Genomic DNA, 20,341 nt, shown 5'->3' on the forward strand with positions numbered 1-20,341 from the left:
GGATTGCACGGGACGAAACACGCTTGACAACAGCCATCGGTAATAGACCGAAACGGTCACAGCGACCACCGTCAAGCTGGTCACCCAGACTTTGGCACTGAAATTGCCGGTGAACAATAGCAGCAACACCGTCACCACTGGCCCCGCGACCATGAGCAACGCATAGCGAACAATGCGTTTCTTGAAGCGAATACGATGGATATTGGACGTTGCCATTCAGTGACAGTTTAGCAGGTCGTGTTCCATATTGATGAATCGGGTATTCGCACCCTCTGTTCCACCTCACGTCAGATTGATGCAATGCCATACCCTTGGTGGCAAGGGTTCATCGCCGATGCAACCCAAACGGGAAACAGCATTACCTCACAGGAATGCGATCAAGGGTTCACACACGCACTCCATTCCTTGCATCCCCTGTCCGCAAGCAGCATAGCTGCGTATTGGTTCAACACCTCCAGAACACAACAATGCGTTCTCGATTCAAATCGCAGAAGGCTGCACAAAAAACCTGCAAGCGACTTACTTGCGCGCAGGAGCCTTGCCGGACTTCGGAGAAGAGCCGACCTGGGATTTTCCCCAGAAAACAGCACCTTCTTCAAGCATCAAACTCGCCGCCTTCAGATCTCCAATCAACTTGCAACCCTCCGCCAACACACAGCGGTCATCGATGGACAGGTTGCCATGCACTTCACCGTGAACAGTGATGTTTGGACTGGCGACATCCCCTTCAATGGTTGAGGAAGCACCTACCACCACACTGCCAGACTTGGATTCGATGGTGCCCTCGACTCTCCCGTCCACCTGCAGTTCGCCTTCAAATGCGATGCTGCCACGCAAGACAACGTCTTCTGCGAGGATGTTGTGTTTCTCCAGGTTCTTGGGGGTAAATGCCACTTCAGGTTCGCTGGAAGGTTCCCGGTTTCGTGAGTTCGATTTCGACAGAATCATAGTCGTAAATTTCGCTTAGTTGGTGCTCATGGAATCGAGAAGGTCTTCACTCTTCTCGGGTTCCGATTCCGACTCATTCGGAACATTGGAGACAGGAGGTATCGGTGGTCGGGCACCATTGGATTTCGGTTTTGCGTCAATGTTCGCATGACCTTTAAACGACGCACCTTCCTTCATGCTCAGTGTTGCTGCCGTGATGTCGCCTTCAATTCTGGAATCGGTTTGCAGGGTGCAGGATGCCGTGCAGGTCACATTCCCTTTCACGCGACCCCAGATCGTCACTTTCTGGGCTTCAATACTGCCTTCCACGACCCCGTTTTCACCGAGGATAACATGGCTGGTAGATCGGACATTTCCGATCAGGCTGCCATCGAGGAAGAGAGGTTGGGAGAGTTCAATATCTCCTTTGATGCGGACATTGTCCTGGAATACACTGCTGGTATTCGATTCGTCTACAAAAGATCGGGCATCCATGGGCATAGCGGGGTTCAAGTGGAAAGACTTCACACAATATCGGCTAACTGTCAGTAATGCAAGTATTTAAGCAAATGCTTTAGCAAGAACTTGACAAATTGCGTCAAAATTGACGTGCCCAATTGTGTTTTGAACCCCGGCTGTACTCTATATCGAACCTCCCCAGATGCGGCGTCGCGGCATAGTTCAACGCAGACCACCGAAGTGGCCTGCATTGAGCGGGCTTGCATCATTCAAAGCGCTGTTCTGCCTTCCATGAAGATGCAGAAAACGAGTCATTCACGGATTGGTTTCCCTCGTGTTCCCTGCCAAATGCCAATACCATGCGCCGGGTTGAGTGTTCGGGACTCAGTGCACGTGTCAGGCGCTCCAACACCTGCGCATGCGTGACTTCCCGCAGTGCACGTACCGAACGTTCCGTGCGATCAAAATCCAGATCCAACTCATAGGCTTTTTCAAAAAATCCGCCTGCCTTTTCCGCGATGCTTTTCGGTTTTTGTTCAACCAATGCGATCGCGGCCTCCCGCAGTCGTTCAAATGCATCCGATGGAAGCGATGCAAACTGTGCTGGCAATGTGGAAATAAACGCTTCTGAACGCTGCTGCAGCTCGTCGGCAGCGTACTGCCCTGACTGAATCACAAAATAGAGAAAATACTGCTGCTCTTCGCGCCCAGCAAAGGCACTGACAATATAGCCCAACTGCTGCTGCGTGCGCATCTCCGAATAATAGGGTTCGGCAATGAAATTGTTGAGGATCAATGCCGCAGCACGCACCTCAGGTTCATCCGATCCCAGTCCATATTCGCTCCAGTATGCGGAATTGCTGACCTCAAGCTTTAAGGAACGCTCCGCGATGATACCTGAATCAAGCACCAGTGCTCCGTTGTCGAACAGCTCGCTCCGCTCAAGTGGCGCGTAGTCCAGGCGCGCCTGAATCAGTCGTGCGGCCGACACCGCTTCTTCAGCAGTCACATTTCCGTGAATCAGAGACTCCACATGAGCCTGCGCAAAGAGCACCTTCGCAAATGCCTGCACGTCCTCCAGTTCAATATCCCGGGCGACAGTCAGGCGCTGGGACGGGGTGAAGTACACTTCCGTGGTCAACTCCCGCTTGGCATCCCGCGCGATAACCCAGGCATCCCCTTTCGGAAAGTTTTCCAGCGAACGCACGGTGAGATCCTGAATGGCCTCAAAGCGTTCCACCGGAACTTCGACCTTCAACATCGCATCCAGAATCTCATTCAGCAGCGACATCGCGGATTCACTGTACCCGCTCAGGGTGAGATACAATCCTTCTGCGCCCGAAGCGATGGAGTACCCCAGTCCAGCCATGCGAGCAGGATAGGCCAGTTCATTCAGGGATTCCCTCACAACATCAGCGTAGAAATCCTTTAACACCGCATGTTCCAGCGTCGGAAATGCCTCCGGATGACGAATCTTGAACTGGATCGCAACCTTCGGTCGCTGAAAGGTTTGGTCCTGCGAATAATACAGCTCCAGACCCGGCTCATCCAGCAACTTTACCGGACGCTCTGCCAGCAGCTTTACCGATTCTGGTACAAAGGGATTGGGACTTGGCAGTCGAAGCCCTTTCTGAAGCGCTGGAGTTTGCAGTCCTTCGAAAAATGATCCTGGTGTTTCGGTGTAGCGGTATGGCGTCCCGTAGATCGGTTCCTGCTGGTCCACTTCCAGGCCCTTGGCAGTAAGCGAAACCATCATGGTTTGCGGTCGAATGTGATCGAGCAGCGCAAAATAGTGTTCAGGATCTGGCTCCGTCCACAGGTAGTTCACGCGCTCTGCAATTTCGATATCGTGCACGCGCAGGTTGTTGGCCAGTGCAACTGCCCGGTTTGCCCCTTCGCCCTTGTCTCCATAGAGTTCTTCCAGCCGTGCCATGGTCTGACGCTCCGAAAAGAGTGTGGTCGGATACGGTGACTGGCGCATGAGTTCAATGTACGAAAAAATCATCTCGATGACCGAGCGGTAGTGCTCGAGTCCTGCCGGAGTAAGGCTCACCTGAATCGAAAGCGAACCATAGTCAGCCGTGTCGAGGGAAAATCCCGAACCCAAGCCAGTCGCCCACCCGGCTTCTTTCAACGCCGACAGCAGACTGCCTTCCCCTTCGTAGCCCAGCTGATAGCTGATCAGAGAGTGAGATTTACTCAGAAATTGCTCGAGAAAGGAAGGCATCGCGAATTCCAGCGTCAACTCCCGCAGGTCCTGTATCGGTTCGATCTCAATCAGGCGCAAGGCGTCCTTCGGAAGGATGAAATCTTCCGGGAAGCGCACGCGTTCCAGTCCCTTGTTTTCAATTTCACTAAAATAGGCATGCACCCATTCTTTCATTTCGCTCACCGGATTCGGTGCCACCAGTGCCAGGGCCATTTGATTGGCACTGTAATAGGTATTGTAGAACTCGATGAATTCCTCCCGCTGGATGCCCGCAAGTGTCTCGGCATTTCCGGTGGAAAAATGATGGGCGGGGTGTTCAGGGTTGTAGTGATTGCGCCATAACTGGAAGAAGCGCCAACGGTCATTTTCCAGATTTTTGGCGTGCTCCGAGTCCACCGCGTTTTTTTCCCGATCCGTAAATTCCTGGGAAAACAGTGGCGCAATAAAAAATTGGGCAAAGCGGTCCAGTGCTCCCTCAAAAGCAAAGGGATAAACTTCAAAGTGGTAATTGGTGTGATCCCCTGCCGTGTAGGCATTGGAGTATCCACCATTGCTTCGGAGATAGTTGCCGTATTCCGACGCATCAGGAAATTTCTCCGTCCCCAAAAACAGCATGTGTTCAAGGAAATGCGCAAGCCCAGCCCGCTCATCCGGATCGCTCATCGATCCTACACCAATCGACATCGAGGCTGCAGCCTGATCCAGTTTCGGATCGGAAACCAGCAATACCCGGAGTCCATTAGGCAGAACAAATCGTTCCGTCTCGGTTTCATCCAATGGATGTTTTTCGGGCAGTTCCGCAACACCCAGCGCCCAGCAAGGCAGCAAACACAAAATCAACAACAGAAAATTCGGCAATTTCATCATGCTACTGATATGAAAGTACTGTGCCAGATCAACGCGGTTTCGCTGGAAATGCAACGTCCTGCCTCATTCCTCAATCTCGGGTTCAAGCAACGCAGCCGGAACATCGCGCGATCCGGTGCGTGCAATATCGACCAGTCGACGGTAAAGCTGCGTCCAGCGCCAGAGCAACCACGCGATGAGCAATGCCTGCAACAGCAGTCCCAACCAAAACGCAACTTCGCTGCTCTGTTGATATTCGAGGACTTGCGATTGGTCCACGCCCGTGCTCTCGAGAAATAGCCCCGCATACCCAATCAGAAACAGGGGCGAGAGCGCAGCGCAGTAGATCGCAACATGATACGACTGAAAGGCCGCTCCAAGAAAAATCGCCACCAGCGCCGGAAGTCCCCAACCCAATAACAGCACAATGAAAATCCTCCGATTCTCCAGGGAAATCAACGCCGCGTAAAAGGAGAGCAGCGCAACCGTCAGCGCAAGGGGAAGACACAGGCGCTCCAATCCGCTCACCTGGTCCGATGGCAGAAATGCATTTGAGGCAAGCAATGCCAACTCACTGCCCAGCGCGATCCAGCTCACCGCAATCAACAGGATCAGCACCGGACCTGCCGGAGATTCGTTGCGCCACCAACCAAGGCGATGCTCGCCCAATTTGACAACACGTCTCCAGCCGCGCAGCACTTCATGGTGGCTGGGAGTGACCAGTTGCAGGATCCACATGCCCGAAAACAACAGGGCATAGCTGAAAATCATCGGCAGCAGGACACCGATGCCCTGGTCCACCCGATCCGAACCCAGTCCACCCAGAATGGGAAGATTCACAGTCGTATCCCGCGTGAGAATGGGCCAGAGGTTGCCCAGAATCATGGTCGCAATCAGCACAAAAATGCCCACGCCATAGCCCTTGCCCAGCGCGTGCTGGTTGGGATCCCTCCACTTGCGGTAGGCCATTGTTCCCAGTGTGAAAATCAACAGCCCCTGCAGCACAAAACTAAACCCGAAGCTCGAGAATTCCCAGATAAAGAATGGAACGCTGTCCAAGCCGCTCCAGCTCGGATCAAGATTACCCAAAAACTGCGATGGAATCATCGGATACAGCTCCGCCGCAAGCACCGGGCGAACCGTAAGATATTGAAAGCCATAGAGTCCGAGGTGGGAAAATTGGGGCAGGATGAGATAGAGCAGGATGACCAGCCCCTGGGTCAGTCTGGCAGTAAAACGCCAGCGCCTCGAGATCATCGCAGCGGCCATTCCCGTCATGTGGTAGAGCAGCACCGAGGTGAAAAAAATCAGATACACCGGCACAAAGGCTGATGGCGACACTTTGCCAACAATGAGTCCAAACACCGTAAACGGAAGGGTAATGGCAAAGAGCAGATACTCCCGTATCGGCAGGCCGAAGACATATCCGATGATTTTCGCCAGCGGACTCATCGGCGTCAGACGCTGATAGTCGATGGTGCCCGTGATCTTATCCTGCACCACCCCCGATGCAACACTGCCAGTGCCCATCAGCATCAAGATGATGCCCTGTATGGTGAACATCGGCATCAACACCCCTCGCGCAGCATCTTGTGAAGAGGCCAAACCACGATTCACCGCTGTCAGGTAAATCATGAAAAACGTGAAGCTCGAGAGAATCAGTGTGGTTAAAATCCAGCCCAGTGATCGCCGGATGCGCAGGCGGCTGCGCACGTAGCGGATGATCAGGGGATTGGCGGGCAGATTCCACCAGGGTGCGACTCGCAGGTGATCGCCGTCGGCGGAGTGGGTCATTGCAGAGTTCATGATTCTTCAGAAAGCGCCTTCAACGCCGATTCGAGGGTGGATTTCCGGGTAAAATTCAGTAACCCGATATCCGTCATCACCAGATCCCGCACAAACATTGCCTGGGCCTGATCATCTCCGGAAAACACAAGGTCGTAAGTATCTGCGGAGAGGGGACGCCAGCTCTGCACGCGTGAGTCGTTTTGCAGCCTGGCTTCCAGTTCCTTCCCATTTCCACGCATTACTTCGATCAGCAAATGCCGCGTAGGGCTTCCCGTCATGGTCTCCGACACCTTGTCGATGGGTCCGACGTAGCGCATGTGCCCTTTGTGCATGATGCCAACCGAGGTGCACATGTCTGCCAGCTCCGTCAGAATGTGCGAGGAGATCAGCACGATGGTACCCTGCTTACGCAAGCCCTGAAGAATGTCCTTGAGCTGGATGCGGGCAATCGGGTCCATGCCACTGGCAGGTTCATCGAGCAGGAGTACCCTTGGATTCGGCAACAGGGTTTTGGCGAGCACCACGCGCTGCATCATGCCACGGGAAAGTCCTTTGCCAAAGGTATTGCGACTGTCCCACATTTCGACTTGGCGCAGGCACTGCTCCACACGTTCACGGCGCGTTCCTGCATTCCACCCGTAGGCCGAAGCAAAAAGATCCACAAACTCCCAGACTTTCAGGTCTCCAATGATCGGAGCGAGGTCCGGCATGTATCCCAGCCAACGGTGAACTTCGTCCGGGTGGTCGAGCACATCCACCCCAAACATGCTGACCTCGCCATAGGTCGGCATCAGCAAGGTCGCCAGTACCTTGATCGTGCTTGTCTTACCCGCACCATTTGGACCAACCAGTCCAAATATCTCTCCGGGGGGAATGTGAAAACTGATTCCATCGACGGCGGTGAAGGCACCGTAGTCCACGCGAAGGTCGGAAACGCGCACGCCATCATCGGTGTTGACCGAAGGGCTGGAAGGTGAGTGTGGGGGATGACTGGTTTGCATCAGTGTAAACAGACGAAGTGAAGGATCGATTGTTTCGACGAAACTAACAAAAAACGCACCCGAGGCAATCCGGGTGCGTTTGTAACGGAAAAAATCCAGGGTTGTGTTCAGAACTGATAGACGCCGCTCACGCTGAAAATCGTGACACTGGCTTTCATATCAGCTCGCATGTGATACGCTGCAGCATGCGTGTCGTTGTCAATCTGCGCATCATCCACGAAAATCATTGTGGCCGCCGCATTGAGCTGAAACGCTTCGCTGAATGCATAGCCCAGACCCGCCGAAATCCAGGTGCGGTCTGAGTCGGGAATGCGCGGTGACCGGTATGCAGGACTGGGGACTGGAGATTCATCCCAAGCCACTCCAGCGCGCAGTTTGAGTGCATCGGTTGCCTGAAAGCTGACGCCGGCGGAGAATCGCCAGACATCTTCCCAGTTTTCGGGAACCACCGAAGTCGGTGGTGTTGCCTTCTCAAACTCAATGACAAGGCTCTCAAAGCTCGACCAGGTGGTGAACTGAGCATCCGCCATGATGGCCCACTTTGCATTCAACTGATGGTGTACGCTGAGGTTGCTGATCGAGGGCAGTTCCAGATCGACCCTGCCCTTCTGGTTCGGGAAATTCGGCCCGAGTATGGAAGAAAGTGCACCCACCTCAAACGTGACATCCCCTTCCAAATCCACATTGATCGCAGATCGGTAGTGAAGCCCGATGCGCGTTTGTTCTGTTGGCTGAAAAAGCAGTCCCACATTATACCCCCATGCTCCTCCGTCACCTTCAATCGATGAAAAACCATCATACTTGACGCCCCCCAGATTTGACTGAACATCTCCGATCAACGATGCCGGCACCGCAGCTGCAGGAATACGGCCCGATTGAATCGCATTGAGAAAGACCAGCCCCATGTCCACTGCATTGCTCAGCTCCGCACTTGTGTGTGCATAGTTGAGTCCAACTCCGATGGATAGCCAGTCCTTATAACGGTAGGCCAAGGTCGGCTGAATGTTCACATCCTGCAACTCCGAATAGTCCGCAATATACCTCCCAAACCACTGGTTGCCCCACTCTGTCGCCAGGCCAAACGGAACGCTCACACCCAGACCCAGCACGAGATTTTCATTCATGGGCTGGGAATAATAAAGGTTGGGAACCAGGGCTTTCTCTGAGGTCGTCGAATCTCCACCCTGGGTTGGCAAGGCCAACGTCGTTGTTCCACGGTTGTTAACATCCGCATCCGGTGTGACCGAATGAACACCAATCTGGATTTGGGCACCTTCCAACAGTGTCAATGCTGCGGGGTTCGAAAAAATCGCGGAGTTGTCCTCCGCCGCCGCAGCCCCTGCCGCAAAAGCATTTCCAAGTCCGGAAACGGATTGTTCCTGAAGTGCAAATCCCGAGGCATCGGCCATCGATGTCATGAGTCCAAGACCACACATGAACGTGGTCACCGCTTTGAATGAATAGGTCATTTCGCTGTCTTCCGGGTTAAGTTGAAAGGCCGGGCTTTACCCGGTCCACGGGACCACCTGCAATCAAACCCATTCAAAGCTCCTACAGGTATCTCGGGAAAAATGCTGATGCGGCAAATTAGTTTCCCGAATGCATCATTACAAGAACTTATCTAAATGTGTATTCTTATTAATATTCCTAATATTAAATATACTCATACCTTATGCCAGTTCTCGCATTTCGGAATTTCGACTCATGCAAAACCGCAACATGGCTCATGGGGGAGCATTCCCCAATACGCTCCATCCCTTTTCCCTGCGCCACCCCGAATCTGACGGTCCGCACGCTCTGCCAATTGTGACCCGTTCACATTCCCCCAAAACTCATCGCCATGGCCGATTCCCCATACCCCCGCTTTCTGATCCTCTGCATCCTTTTCCTACTGCTCACCCACCCCTGCACCGCCGCGTTTCAATTTTGCAAGAACAGTACAGCGACTCCCATCGTCGTGGATCCCACCTCACCGGCTCCCATCCAGAGGGCTGCGCAAGACCTTGTGAACGATATTGAGCGCGTGACGGGTCACAGACCCGAGCTACTGCATCACCTGCCGACCCACAACACCGACTGCGTGCTGGTCGCCACCCAGCACAGTGAACTCGTGCAGCAGATCCTCCCTGAAGAGTCCGCCAGCAGCCTGCAGGCGCTCAACGGGCAATGGGAGCGCTTTTTCATCCAGGAAATACATTCTCCTTCCCCAAAGCGCAGCATCCTGCTCATCACTGGCAGTGACCTTCGCGGAACGATCTATGGTATTTACGAGGTATCCCGTCGCATCGGGGTTTCCCCCTGGCACTGGTGGGCCGATGTTCCGGTCATGCCCAATCCAGAGGTTGTCATCAACGCCGTTACTCCGATCACCGCAGCTCCTTCGGTCAAATACCGCGGTATCTTCATCAATGACGAGGACTGGGGGCTGCATCCCTGGGCCAGCCACACCTTCGACCCCGGGCTGGGAGACATCGGCCCCAAGACCTACGCGCGGATCTTTGAGCTGCTGCTTCGCCTGCGTGCCAATCTGCTGTGGCCCGCCATGCACGAGGTGACGCGGGCATTCAACGCGGACGAGCACAACGCACAACTTGCCTCTCGATACGGTATCCTCATGGGAAGCTCCCACGCCGAACCCATGCTGCGCAACAATGTGCGCGAGTGGTCCCTACCCAAACACCACTACAATTTTGCCACACACCCGGAAGAGGTGCTGACCTACTGGGACCAGCGCATCCGTGAAAACAAGGACTATGAAAACATCTATACGCTCGGCATGCGCGGCATTCACGATTCGGGCATGACCGCTGGTGGCAATGTGCAGGAGAAGGTTGCCTTTCTCGAAAACATCATCTCAGAGCAGCGCAACCTGCTTTCCCGCCACCTCGACACACCCCTCTCCGAAATTCCGCAGGTCTTCACTCCCTACAAGGAAGTGCTCGAACTCTATCAAAACGGCCTCGACGTGCCCGATGAAGTCACCCTTATCTGGCCAGACGACAACCATGGTTACATCCGCCACTTCCCGACAGAGCAGGAGCAACTGCGCACCGGCGGTTCAGGAATCTACTACCACCTGTCCTATCTTGGATCCCCACTGGCCTACCTGTGGCTCGAATCCACGCCTCCCGGTGTTGTCTGGCAGCAGATGCATCAAGCCTGGACCCATGGTGCGCGCACGCTCTGGATGCTCAACGTCGGAGATATCAAACCCGCCGAACGCGGCATCGAATTTTTCCTCGAACTCGCCTGGAACATCGAACGCTGGCATCCCGAAACCGTGCAGGAGTTCTTCAGCGAATGGGCTGCACGCGAATTTGGAATCACTCTTGCTCCCGAGATCGCCAGCATACTTGAAGGATACTACGAACTCAACTTCCAGCGTCGTCCGGAACACCTGCAATGGTGGCTACCCCACACCCGGGAGCGATCCAGTCCACTGACCCGGCAAGAAAAGCTTGAACGGCTCGCGGCCTTCGCCCATCTCAGCCGGCGCTCCGAAGCTGTCGCTGCAGCTTTGTCAGCCGCCCATCAGGACGCCTACTTCCAGCTCGTGCACTATCCGATTGTCGCCAGCGCAGCGGCCAATCAACGCGTTTTTCACAATGAACTCTACCGCGAGCAGTTCTTTCACGACAATGCCCTGCGTCGACAACATGGCTTGCAGGTTCGCCTCGCCGATGAGCGGCTCAAGGAACTGACGCATCGGTACAATCATAAAATCGCCAGTGGCAAATGGCGCCACTTCATGGCGGTGGAACCCGCCGACTACAACTGGCGATCCTATCGCACCGCCGCCGTTCATGTGCCCACCGAAAACATGGTGGCTGAGACATGGGATCCCGATCTGCTGCCCTTGCCTGCGGAAGATTTCGGCAAATTACTGCCCCATCGCCTGCCCGAAGGGAAGCATACATTCACGGAGATTCAGGGGATCGTGACCATGGAAGCCGAACACTTCACCCGGCGCAACTCACCCGGCAGTGCGTCATGGCGCGTGATTTCGGGTGCAGGGCGTACCGGGGACGCCGTCGCTCTCTTTCCCGAAAACACACCCAGCCTGTCCGAAAGCGATGCCAGTGCCGCCACCCTGGAATATCAATTCACCACCACATCCTCTGGCCCCGTCCAGCTCACGGTGTGGTTGCTGCCCACTTTCCCTCTCCATGATTCCGGCCACCTGCGCCTCAATGTCGCTCTCAATGATCACAAACCGATCCTGATCGAAATCGAGCGCAGCATCGGTGATGATGATTGGAAGCACGCTGTACTCAACGCCACCGTCACCGCCACGTTCCACCTTGGAACCCTCGATTCAGGCACACACGTGCTGCGCTTGATCCAGCTCGACCCCGGGGTTGTCGTGGATAAACTTTCCCTGCACTTCAACGATCTGCCACCGAGCTACCTCGGCCCCAGGGAAACCCGTGACAAGCGGTGATACCCCTCAAACGGTTTCGAGTGAAATCGGCTCGACAACCATGACAGCCGACCTTGCCGTCTGAAAATCGGGACGGCGGATCTTGCCGCCCGAGGATGCAATCCACGCGTTGGCGAGCAGGCAGAATACCGACATGATCAGGACCACCCACGCCAGCTTGCCAAACCATAGCGGTTTGAACTTGAGCGAGAGCAGTGCCAGTGCACTGAGGATCAGGAGCAGGTAGGTCAGCTTGGCCCCTTTTTCCGCAGCATCGTAATGCTGTTGGCCGTAGTCCAGTCCGGCCTCTGTGAGCGTGGAACGAATCACGTCCTCGTCCTGATAGCGCTCCAATGCAGCCTCACCCGACCCCATCACGAAGGGGATGCTCAGACTGCTGAGCAGCACCACAACGAGTCCGGCAATTTGTGTGCGCCGTTCCCCGGTCCACAGTCCGATCAGCAATACAAGGGTTGCGATGAAAAGGCCGTGAATGGGAAAGTGATTGATGAGCAGGTGCAGGTGTTCTGGTTGCATGGGGCGTAAGCGTTGAATATTCGATTGTGCGAACTGATCGGTCCGTGACTTCAGAGGATCGATTCGCGCGACTCTGTAAAGCTCCCGATCACCACAAAGATTGCAACCGGAGAAGCCATTTGACTGAGAAGACCTTCACTGACAGCCGATGCGAAGATGTCAGGCACTTGCGTTTTGCACGAGCCGCCGAGTCGAAATTTTCACAAATTCCGCTACTGGGAAACGAGAGGGGTTCCGGCAGATCTGGCAAGCACTTGCCTCAAGCTCTCGCAATCCGCACTCGGATTCAGCGCACTTTCCAGTCGCGCCGGGAGTAGTAGGCCTGCCAGACTCCATCGGTTTCCTGGCGGATACGCTCGACCTGCTCCAGCTGAAGGCGGGTGGTCCAGACCTCCCGCATCGCGCGGGCGTTGCGCGCCTTGAATCCGGGATCATCACTCTCAGCGGGTTTGTCCTCGCCCGACATCTCAAGTATGCCAGTTTTTACAGCATCACTCCATCGCAGGTTCAACTTGCGATACAAGCGTCTGAATTCGGGGACCGGGCGCCTGGCGAGGTCTTCATAACGCAGCAGGATCCATTTGCGCCGCTTGGGTTCGATTCCAAGGATCCATCCGTAGATCACCTTCCACAACAGACAGGCTTGCAGAATGGGTTCCTGACGTTGATGGGCGAAGTGTTCGATCTGTGCCCGGATTTCAGGGGCAAAACTGTCCATCAGCACGGGCTGGGAGGTGAAATAGCCAAAGTGAAACTCCCACTGCCACTTGATCAGGCTGCTGACAAATCCCGCCGGGTGGCGCACCATGCACACCACCTGCGCACCATACTCATCCTGAATCCACGGAGCCGAAAAAATCGCAATCGGATCCTTCAGCAACAAGCGTTCCTTCGGTTGTGGACTGAGAAAATCCAAATAGCGCTGTCGCAATTGCTCTGCATCCTCATCCCGCGCATGCGCAAACATGTTTTGCAGGCGGTAGCCGGAAAGCGCCGGATTCGTCTCCCGGTTGAAGGGTTCCTGCACGTAGCGCACACCATCCGCCATCGCCAGCACTCTTCCAACCCAGGTGGTGCCAGAGCGATGCGAACCTGTAACCAAAATGGAATGCCGCAACTCCATGCGGTGCATTCTGGGGGAATTCTCGGAAAACCAAAAGCAAAACCCGCTGCAACCTGAAGCCATCACCGGATTTCCAAAAAATTTCATGCCCGGCCTGCAATTCAAGGAGAAACAGATATGATTCCTTCAACATCACTTCAGTCTCCGATCCATCGCACGCCCTTCCGTGCATGGCTCGGTACACCCTCCCCATGGAAACTCCCATTCGTGCCCTCTTTGTTGACGACGATACCAGCCTGCTCAACGGCCTGCGTAGGGCCCTGTACCGCAAGGCGAGGGAATGGGATCTTCAGTTTGTCGATAGTGGTCAGGCTGCACTTGAGCGCATGGAGCAGCAACCCTTTGAGGTCATCATTTCAGACATGCGAATGCCGAACATGAATGGAGTCGAGCTGCTGAAGATTGTGCGAGAGCGCTTCCCCGAAACAGTGCGCTTTGTACTTTCGGGGTATTCGGATCGTCAGATGATTCTGGACTCGATTGGATTGAGTCATCAGTTTTTCGCAAAACCCTGCGACCCTGAACACCTCATCCACGCGATTTTTCTTTCCACTTCCCTCTACCGGCATCTGGGAAATCCGACCACGCAGCGCATCATTTCCACCATCACGGATTTACCCACACCTCCCCCGATCTATCATGAAATGACCCGGGAACTCAGCAAACCCGAACCCTCCCTCGAGCAGCTCACCGGACTCATCATGAAGGATGCTGCCCTCAGTGCACGTGTCCTGCAAATGGTCAACTCAGCCTTTTTTGGAATCGGCCGCGAAGTTTCAAGCATTGAACAGGCTACCCTCTTCCTCGGAGTGGAGAACCTGCGCTCACTCGTGCTGATCCTCAGCATTTCCAACGACGCATTCAAGAGCCTCAAATCCGCGTTTGATCTCGATCTCTACACACAGCACTCCATTGAGGTCGGGGCAACCGCGCAGCACATTGCGAAAGACCTTGGGTGGGGACGTGCGCAGACACAGGTTGCCTTTACCGCAGGGCTTCTTCATGATGTAGGAAAACTGTTGATGGCCACCCATTTCCAGGAGCGATACTGTGATTGCGACACCTTCTCCCTGCGTGTACCCTGCACCGCACATACACAGGAATGCGAGGACACCTGCTTTGGAACCAATCACGCACTCATGGGAGCATCACTACTTGCGCTTTGGGGCATCCCTCCCAATGTCATTAACGCGATTACCTTCCACCACAAACCACAGGACGATATCGTCGAGGGTATCTCCCTTTCCACGGTCGTGCATGTCGCCAACGCTATTGTCTATCTCCGAAAAATCCCGCAAGGCAAAAAATCGACTTCCTCTGATGCCCTGCTCAATCAGAACCACCTTCACTCGCTCGGGATCAGTGATCAGATCCATAAATGGATTGATCTCCGACCATCGAATTAATGCATCCATTCCATCACCATGAATATCAAAGCCCGCATCCTCTGCGTCGATGATGAATCTCATGTTCTCGACAGCTTTCGCCGCATTCTTCGTCGCGATTTTGATCTCAACACTGCAACTTCGGGAACCGATGGCCTGCTGCTGATGGAGCAGAATGGCCCCTATGCCGTCGTGGTTTCCGATTTCAAAATGCCGGGAATGGATGGGGTGCAGTTTCTGACCAAAGCAGCCGAAATCGCTCCCGACACCGTGCGCATCATGCTCACGGGTCAGGCGGACGAAATGACCGCTGCACGCGCCATCAATGACGGGCGCATCTTTCGTTTTCTGAACAAGCCCATAACGAGTTCAGAATTCCTGCGTTGCCTGCAGGACGGCATCCGTCAGTACCGTTTGATTTCCGCAGAAAAGGAAGTGCTCGAACAGACTCTCAAGGGAAGCATTGAAGTCATGACCGAAATGCTTTCGCTCACCAACCCGCTCGCCTTCAGCCGCGCTACGCACATCCAGCGCAAATGTCGCCAGCTCGGTGAGGCATTTGGTCTGGCAAATCTCTGGCGGCTCGAAGTCGCCGCAATGCTCTCGCACCTCGGCTATGTGGCAATCCCTCCGATGGTATTGGAAAAACGCTCGAGCGGACGCCAACTCACTCCACAGGAGTTCCAGATGTTTGAGGATGTGCCCGGGATCACACAAGCGCTGATTGCTCACATTCCACGGCTCGAACCCATCGCAACCATCATTAAGAGTGCCTTTGGAGGAACTCCGTTCTCGACCATCCCCATGAACGATGAAACTGCAGTCGCCACGGCGATCCTGCGTGCCGTGGTGCATCTCGACGAATGGCTGGATAAAGGATACGGACGCAGCGAGGCCTTTGGCAAACTGCACTCCAACAGTGATTTTTATAACATCTCCGTACTCGAACAGCTCAAACACCTCAGGGATGAGCAGCCTAGCACAAGGACTCGGCGCCTCAACATCGACCAGCTGCGGGTGGGCATGGTGCTCAACGAGGCCATTCGCACCGAGGATGGTCTCACCGTCGCACCCGCTGGTTTTCGCGTCAACGACCTCATTCGGCAGTTGCTCAAGAATCTCAAGCTTCAGAACGCCATCCCCGAAATGGTCGATGTGCTCATCGAGGACAAAGGGAATTGAGAAACGCTGAATCGCGACAACTCGGGGTTGCAGAGAGGCGGGTATCTGCCCCACCCTTCGCATCGCATGATTGAAGTCATGCGACCACGGAAATTGGGCCAACGACCTCGCTTCCTCAAGGGGAGGTTCAACTGATCGTTTGACATATCCAAGACGGCGATTCTACTTTTTATCATTACGTAACGCTTTTTAATGAACCGCATTCAAATACTTACAGCCCTGCGCTGCTTGGGAGAGAAAGCGAATGCCGCAGACCCATTGGCACCTACCAGGGGGATATGGAAGACCTGAGATTTTTGATCCACAAAATGCAGATTCGAAGCCTTGATGAGATCCAGGAAGCCCTCGACGCCTACTACCCCAATGAGGTCATCCAGGCCAAAAACATTCCCCTGCTGCAATCTCTGATTGATTCGCAAGATGAATGAAAACTGGAAAAGACCCCACACGGCTTCAGAAGTCGTGCAAGGGGTGCTCGACGCTGAAACTTTCGGACGCAATGTCAGGGATTGGCAACACGAACTCCGAAAGGTCCCCCATAAAAACGAATGGTGCAGGCGGGTTGAAAGTGCTCCTCAACTGCTCGAACCCATACTCCACGATGCGGGTCAGTGCGACGCATACCTCGCAGCCTACGTCGAATGGCTTTGCCACCGTGTTGGTATTGAAGCCCCGGATTGGGTGAACGAACCGGAGCGGTTCGCACAACGCCCGTGGTTCGATCTGCCCGACCTGTGGCAGGATTCCTTTGTCCAGGCACCCGGAAGTTTCCGGGTGCGAGGTGTTTTTACCATCCCGGAAAACGTCATCCACCTCCGCCCCGGCCGTGCACCAGTTTCGGCAGAACATAAGCTTGCCATGAACGCGCTGCGCCAAAAGCGCCACCGGGAACGAGTGAAGGAGAAACTGGAACGACTGAAAGATCTAGAATCAACCAGCCGCTAACTGAAAAGCGCACACACGAATGCCCCGATGTATGGATTGATGGGTCGGGAAAGAAGTGAACTTCGGACAGTAAATCAGTTATCCCTATAGTAACTTTTCGCTACGTCGGCCTCGGACTGACGCAACCCCTTGTTTCGTCGCATGTTTTCACTGAGAAGACAGAAGGGTAACGATTTCAAAAACCGCTACCCTTCTGCTCAAAATTTCCGAACCTCAATCGAAGGCTCCACTTTTCATCGGTGCAAACCCATGAGTTCGCCATCGAACACTCACCTCATCCATACTCCGAACGGCTCGGCTGCCGCCGAAGCGGGTGGGTGGTGATGCAGCCAATCTGGGGATTGTTTAAATTCTTTTTGGCATCCGCATATCCTGGGTACACGCGCAATGCCTCCATCCAACAAGCATTTGCCTCAGCAATCCTGCCCATTCTTGCAAATACGACACCCCGGTTGTTGAGCACCTCGGCACTGCCTTTGAGGCACGCTGCTCGTCCCAATTCCGCTTCAGCCTCATCATCCCGTCCCCCGAGCAGTGCAAGGCAAGTACCACGCTGGAACGCGCGTCGCCAACCTTCACAGAGCGGAACTGGTCCATTCGGCTCGAGCACTTCATCCGGGTCTGCATCGACAGGTGAAGCCTCATCCAGGAAGCGCAACGCTACCTGCATTTCCCCACGAAACACCGCCATGGACACGAGCACCCACGCAGCCACACGTTCCGGTTGCCCAGCTTGCACACACAAGCCACGCACCGCTTCATAGTCATGCTTTTTCAGGGCGTTGGCCAGGGACGCACGCTGGCGCATCAGGTTGCGTGAAACGCTGTTGGGATACGCAACCATGCGATATCCCACCTTATCTCCAAAGGCAAAGCTCGCTCCGCGAGCAATGGCTCGAAGCAAGATATCAAAACTCTCTGCACCAAAGGTCTCCGAATCGTAGCCACCCGCTTCACGAAATGCTGCCACACGAAATCCCAACTGCGAATCCCCCGGCAGGTAATTGCGTTCAAACAAACGGGCCGGATTGGACTCCATTCTCACAAATACGGGAACCTCAAGCCGTCGCAAGAGACTTCCGCTTTCACCATCCACCAGATCAATCGCCTCGCTGTAGACGTCCGCTCCGTTCTCCAGTGCCTCAACTATGCGGTTCGCACGTCCCGAAATCCATTCATCATCGGCATCAAGCCACGCCGCATACTCGGTATCACACGCATCCAAGCCCATCTGCCGCGCTTGCGGGATGCCTCCTGGCGAGACTGTGCTCACCACCTGCAATCGCCCTTCCGACAACGCAAGCGCACGTGAAACTGTAGAATCCCGGCACCCGTCATCAACCAACAACAGTCGACATTGCGTTTCACGCAGCACCGTAGCGACTGCACGCTCAATGGTGGATTCCGCATCACGGGCACAGATGATGATAGTGAGGTTCATGGATGTCGGGATTCAACCCATGGTAAGTTTCGCGCCGTGATGGAAGGCATGCTGAAAGCACGGAATTTCTGATAAAAAACCCAACCTTCACCCGATTTTTCCAAGTAATCCAAGGCATTGCAGACAGTGATACAGAAACCATCCGTCACTTCAGATTTCACCTGCAATTCAGTGGGGCAATTCCACTGAATCAGATTACCAGTCCTTTGCAGGAACTTGAACGAATGGTTCCCGTGCCAATGAATCCAATCCTGGACAAGTCTCGTGCACATAAAAGCTGTCAAACTCGACATTTCGAACAAACACATATCCGTTTCCAAAAAGAATATTGTTCAACTCCGGAACCGGTCTTTCTATCGTGAGAGCTAGAAATCGATATCTTGCGAATGGAAAGGAACGCATGATGCGAGTCTCTGCACCTTCAATATCAAGACTGAGGTAATCGATCACCTCAGGAGCACCACATTCATCCAGAATCGATGCAAGTGTTCGAGTTCTCAGACGAACCACATGCTGTTTTTCCTCCCATTGCCTGATGAGATCTTGACGAAACACCGCATTATTATCGGTGTCCGGTGCCACAATTCCACCGAGTTCTCCGTTCGGCAAAAAGTCTACCAGTCTTTCGCATTCATCCACACATGCTTGCACACACTTGCAAGTACGATTTTGTGTCAGTTTCTCAAAATAACTCTGATTTGCCTCTACGGCTATGCCGTTCCAGCCCAAGTCTCTTTCGAGCGTAAGCGTGTTGCTGTTGGTAATACCATCTGATGCAGCGACATCCACAAAATAACCATCCCTGCGAAAACCAAAAACTTCCTCAATCACCCATTGATCCTGCTTTTTCTGTCCGTAATAATTCATGATTTATTGCCTGTGCCGGCTCTGCGTTGTTCCAAAACACCATGTCACGATTTCGGCGTCGATTCGTCTACGATTTTCATGAGTCTGGTTCTCAACCATTGCGTAAACGGTTCGAGTGAAAATTCGCCTGCAGAGAGCCGCCGCGCTTGAATTCCCGCTTGGGTTCGCCATTCATGATCTTCGATCAATTGCTTCAGCTTGTGAGCGACCTGAGTAGGGGTGGACCCAGAAATCGCTACCCCGCAGCCTCGATCATTGATGAACTGTGCCGGTGCAGTGTCAGGACTCGCGACTGCAACGACTGGCAATCCGGCTGCACAATATTCTGTCAATCGCGAAGGCAGGGAAAACCGCGCATAACCACTATCGGCTTTGCTACCCCAATTGAAAGGCAACAACGCCAGATCTGCCGACTGCAACTTCTGCTGGAGATGAAAACCGTCATAGAATCCTCTCCAGACAATTTCGTCCCCCAATTCGTATCCACCCTCAATCAGTTTTTGAACCCGCGCAGGATGAATGTACCAGTCGATGGGTCTCAAAGAGGGCAAGTCCGCCTGACACAGGCTCCACACCTCACGTAAAAACGGAAGCAATTGGGGTTGCCAGAGATTACCAATCATAACCGCCCGAAATGTGGAACTGAATCGAACATGCCGGGTTTTGCTCGATTGCGGGGGATCCTGATGGAGTGCTGAAACGATCTGCACTTGACGACCGAACGTCTGTTCCAGTTCTCTCCCCATGCTCTGCGTCAATGCCCACAACTCACTCACCCTGGAATTTAAGCTTCGAAACCCGTTGGCAAATTCTCGCGCATCATGCGGAGCCATGTCCATGAAGTGCTGTACCACAGGTGTAGAATATTCTACTGATTCGATGGCGATGCGCAGCAGCCTGAGGTCATTCTCGTTGAATGCTGTGGAATATACGATTTGAGGAGAAAATGTGTGTCCTTTCAGTGTTTGTTGCAGTAGCCGAGCACACTCACTTTCAAAGACATTATCGGGGAGTAGGATCTGATTCTCAAGCCATGGACTTCCTCCTGTTGAAACAACCGACACCGCAAACAAATTCTCACGTGGGAAGTCCCGAAACATGCGCTGTAACAAGACGCCTGTACCGTGGGTATTGTCGAGAGATTCATAACTGAGAAATAGAATTCTTGGCAACGCTTCACGGGCTATCATGACTCCGCCTTCAAGTGCAAC

Annotated in this window: 17 protein-coding genes; 5 read left to right on the forward strand and 12 right to left on the reverse strand. The window is 54.0% G+C overall.

Annotated features, from left to right (window positions below):
- From ABQ298_09170 to ABQ298_09200, 7 genes are all read right to left on the reverse strand, one after another.
- The coding region (locus ABQ298_09170; protein MEQ9824541.1) for a hypothetical protein at positions 1-216 on the reverse strand (216 nt) is incomplete at its 3' end.
- 303 nt (positions 217-519) lie between these two features.
- Complete coding sequence (locus ABQ298_09175; protein MEQ9824542.1) at positions 520-948, reverse strand: polymer-forming cytoskeletal protein; 429 nt, start codon at positions 946-948, stop codon at positions 520-522.
- A 15-nt stretch (positions 949-963) separates the two neighbouring features.
- Positions 964-1,422 (reverse strand): polymer-forming cytoskeletal protein, encoded by a 459-nt coding sequence (locus tag ABQ298_09180; protein ID MEQ9824543.1) that lies wholly within the window; start codon positions 1,420-1,422, stop codon positions 964-966.
- 229 nt (positions 1,423-1,651) lie between these two features.
- Positions 1,652-4,462 carry an insulinase family protein gene (locus ABQ298_09185; GenBank protein ID MEQ9824544.1) on the reverse strand — a complete coding sequence of 937 codons (2,811 nt, stop codon included), beginning with the start codon at positions 4,460-4,462 and terminating at the stop codon, positions 1,652-1,654.
- A gap of 63 nt (positions 4,463-4,525) precedes the next feature.
- Positions 4,526-6,247, reverse strand: a complete 1,722-nt coding sequence (locus ABQ298_09190; protein MEQ9824545.1) for a hypothetical protein — start codon at positions 6,245-6,247, stop codon at positions 4,526-4,528.
- Complete coding sequence (locus ABQ298_09195) at positions 6,244-7,230, reverse strand: ABC transporter ATP-binding protein (protein MEQ9824546.1); 987 nt, start codon at positions 7,228-7,230, stop codon at positions 6,244-6,246. Before ABQ298_09195 ends, ABQ298_09190 begins: the two co-directional genes overlap by 4 nt.
- A 107-nt stretch (positions 7,231-7,337) precedes the next feature.
- Positions 7,338-8,699, reverse strand: a complete 1,362-nt coding sequence (locus ABQ298_09200) for an outer membrane protein transport protein (GenBank protein ID MEQ9824547.1) — start codon at positions 8,697-8,699, stop codon at positions 7,338-7,340.
- A 371-nt stretch (positions 8,700-9,070) separates the two neighbouring features.
- Here ABQ298_09200 and ABQ298_09205 point away from each other — a divergent pair, with 371 nt between their 5' ends.
- Positions 9,071-11,671 carry a glycosyl hydrolase 115 family protein gene (locus ABQ298_09205; GenBank protein MEQ9824548.1) on the forward strand — a complete coding sequence of 867 codons (2,601 nt, stop codon included), beginning with the start codon at positions 9,071-9,073 and terminating at the stop codon, positions 11,669-11,671.
- A 6-nt stretch (positions 11,672-11,677) separates the two neighbouring features.
- Here ABQ298_09205 and ABQ298_09210 read toward each other — a convergent pair whose 3' ends face one another.
- On the reverse strand, positions 11,678-12,187 hold the full coding sequence (locus ABQ298_09210; protein MEQ9824549.1) for a hypothetical protein: 510 nt from the start codon (positions 12,185-12,187) through the stop codon (positions 11,678-11,680).
- Between the two features lie 286 nt (positions 12,188-12,473).
- Entirely contained in the window at positions 12,474-13,310 is an 837-nt protein-coding gene (locus ABQ298_09215) for a sulfotransferase (GenBank protein MEQ9824550.1), read from the reverse strand.
- A 191-nt stretch (positions 13,311-13,501) separates the two neighbouring features.
- On the opposite strand from ABQ298_09215, the gene ABQ298_09220 reads away from it, so the two are divergent.
- The 4 genes from ABQ298_09220 (at position 13,502) to ABQ298_09235 (ending at position 16,822) form a co-directional block, all read left to right on the forward strand.
- Positions 13,502-14,716 carry a response regulator gene (locus ABQ298_09220; GenBank protein MEQ9824551.1) on the forward strand — a complete coding sequence of 405 codons (1,215 nt, stop codon included), beginning with the start codon at positions 13,502-13,504 and terminating at the stop codon, positions 14,714-14,716.
- A gap of 18 nt (positions 14,717-14,734) precedes the next feature.
- The gene (locus ABQ298_09225) at positions 14,735-15,877 is read left to right on the forward strand and encodes an HD domain-containing phosphohydrolase (GenBank protein MEQ9824552.1); all 1,143 of its coding nucleotides are present in this window, start codon (positions 14,735-14,737) and stop codon (positions 15,875-15,877) included.
- Positions 15,878-16,155: 278 nt separating this feature from the next.
- Positions 16,156-16,305 carry a hypothetical protein gene (locus tag ABQ298_09230; GenBank protein ID MEQ9824553.1) on the forward strand — a complete coding sequence of 50 codons (150 nt, stop codon included), beginning with the start codon at positions 16,156-16,158 and terminating at the stop codon, positions 16,303-16,305.
- The gene (locus ABQ298_09235; GenBank protein ID MEQ9824554.1) at positions 16,298-16,822 is read left to right on the forward strand and encodes a hypothetical protein; all 525 of its coding nucleotides are present in this window, start codon (positions 16,298-16,300) and stop codon (positions 16,820-16,822) included. Before ABQ298_09230 ends, ABQ298_09235 begins: the two co-directional genes overlap by 8 nt.
- A gap of 274 nt (positions 16,823-17,096) precedes the next feature.
- Here the strand turns inward: ABQ298_09235 and ABQ298_09240 are convergent, their stop codons facing one another.
- The 3 genes from ABQ298_09240 to ABQ298_09250 all read right to left on the reverse strand — a co-directional run.
- Positions 17,097-18,263 carry a glycosyltransferase gene (locus tag ABQ298_09240; GenBank protein MEQ9824555.1) on the reverse strand — a complete coding sequence of 389 codons (1,167 nt, stop codon included), beginning with the start codon at positions 18,261-18,263 and terminating at the stop codon, positions 17,097-17,099.
- Between the two features lie 195 nt (positions 18,264-18,458).
- Positions 18,459-19,130: an FkbM family methyltransferase gene (locus ABQ298_09245; protein MEQ9824556.1), complete on the reverse strand. Its 672-nt coding sequence runs from the start codon at positions 19,128-19,130 to the stop codon at positions 18,459-18,461.
- Between the two features lie 44 nt (positions 19,131-19,174).
- On the reverse strand, positions 19,175-20,341 hold a 1,167-nt coding region (locus ABQ298_09250), incomplete at its 5' end, for a glycosyltransferase (GenBank protein ID MEQ9824557.1).

The organism is Puniceicoccaceae bacterium, assembly GCA_040224245.1.
GTDB lineage: Bacteria > Verrucomicrobiota > Verrucomicrobiia > Opitutales > JAFGAQ01 > JAKSBQ01.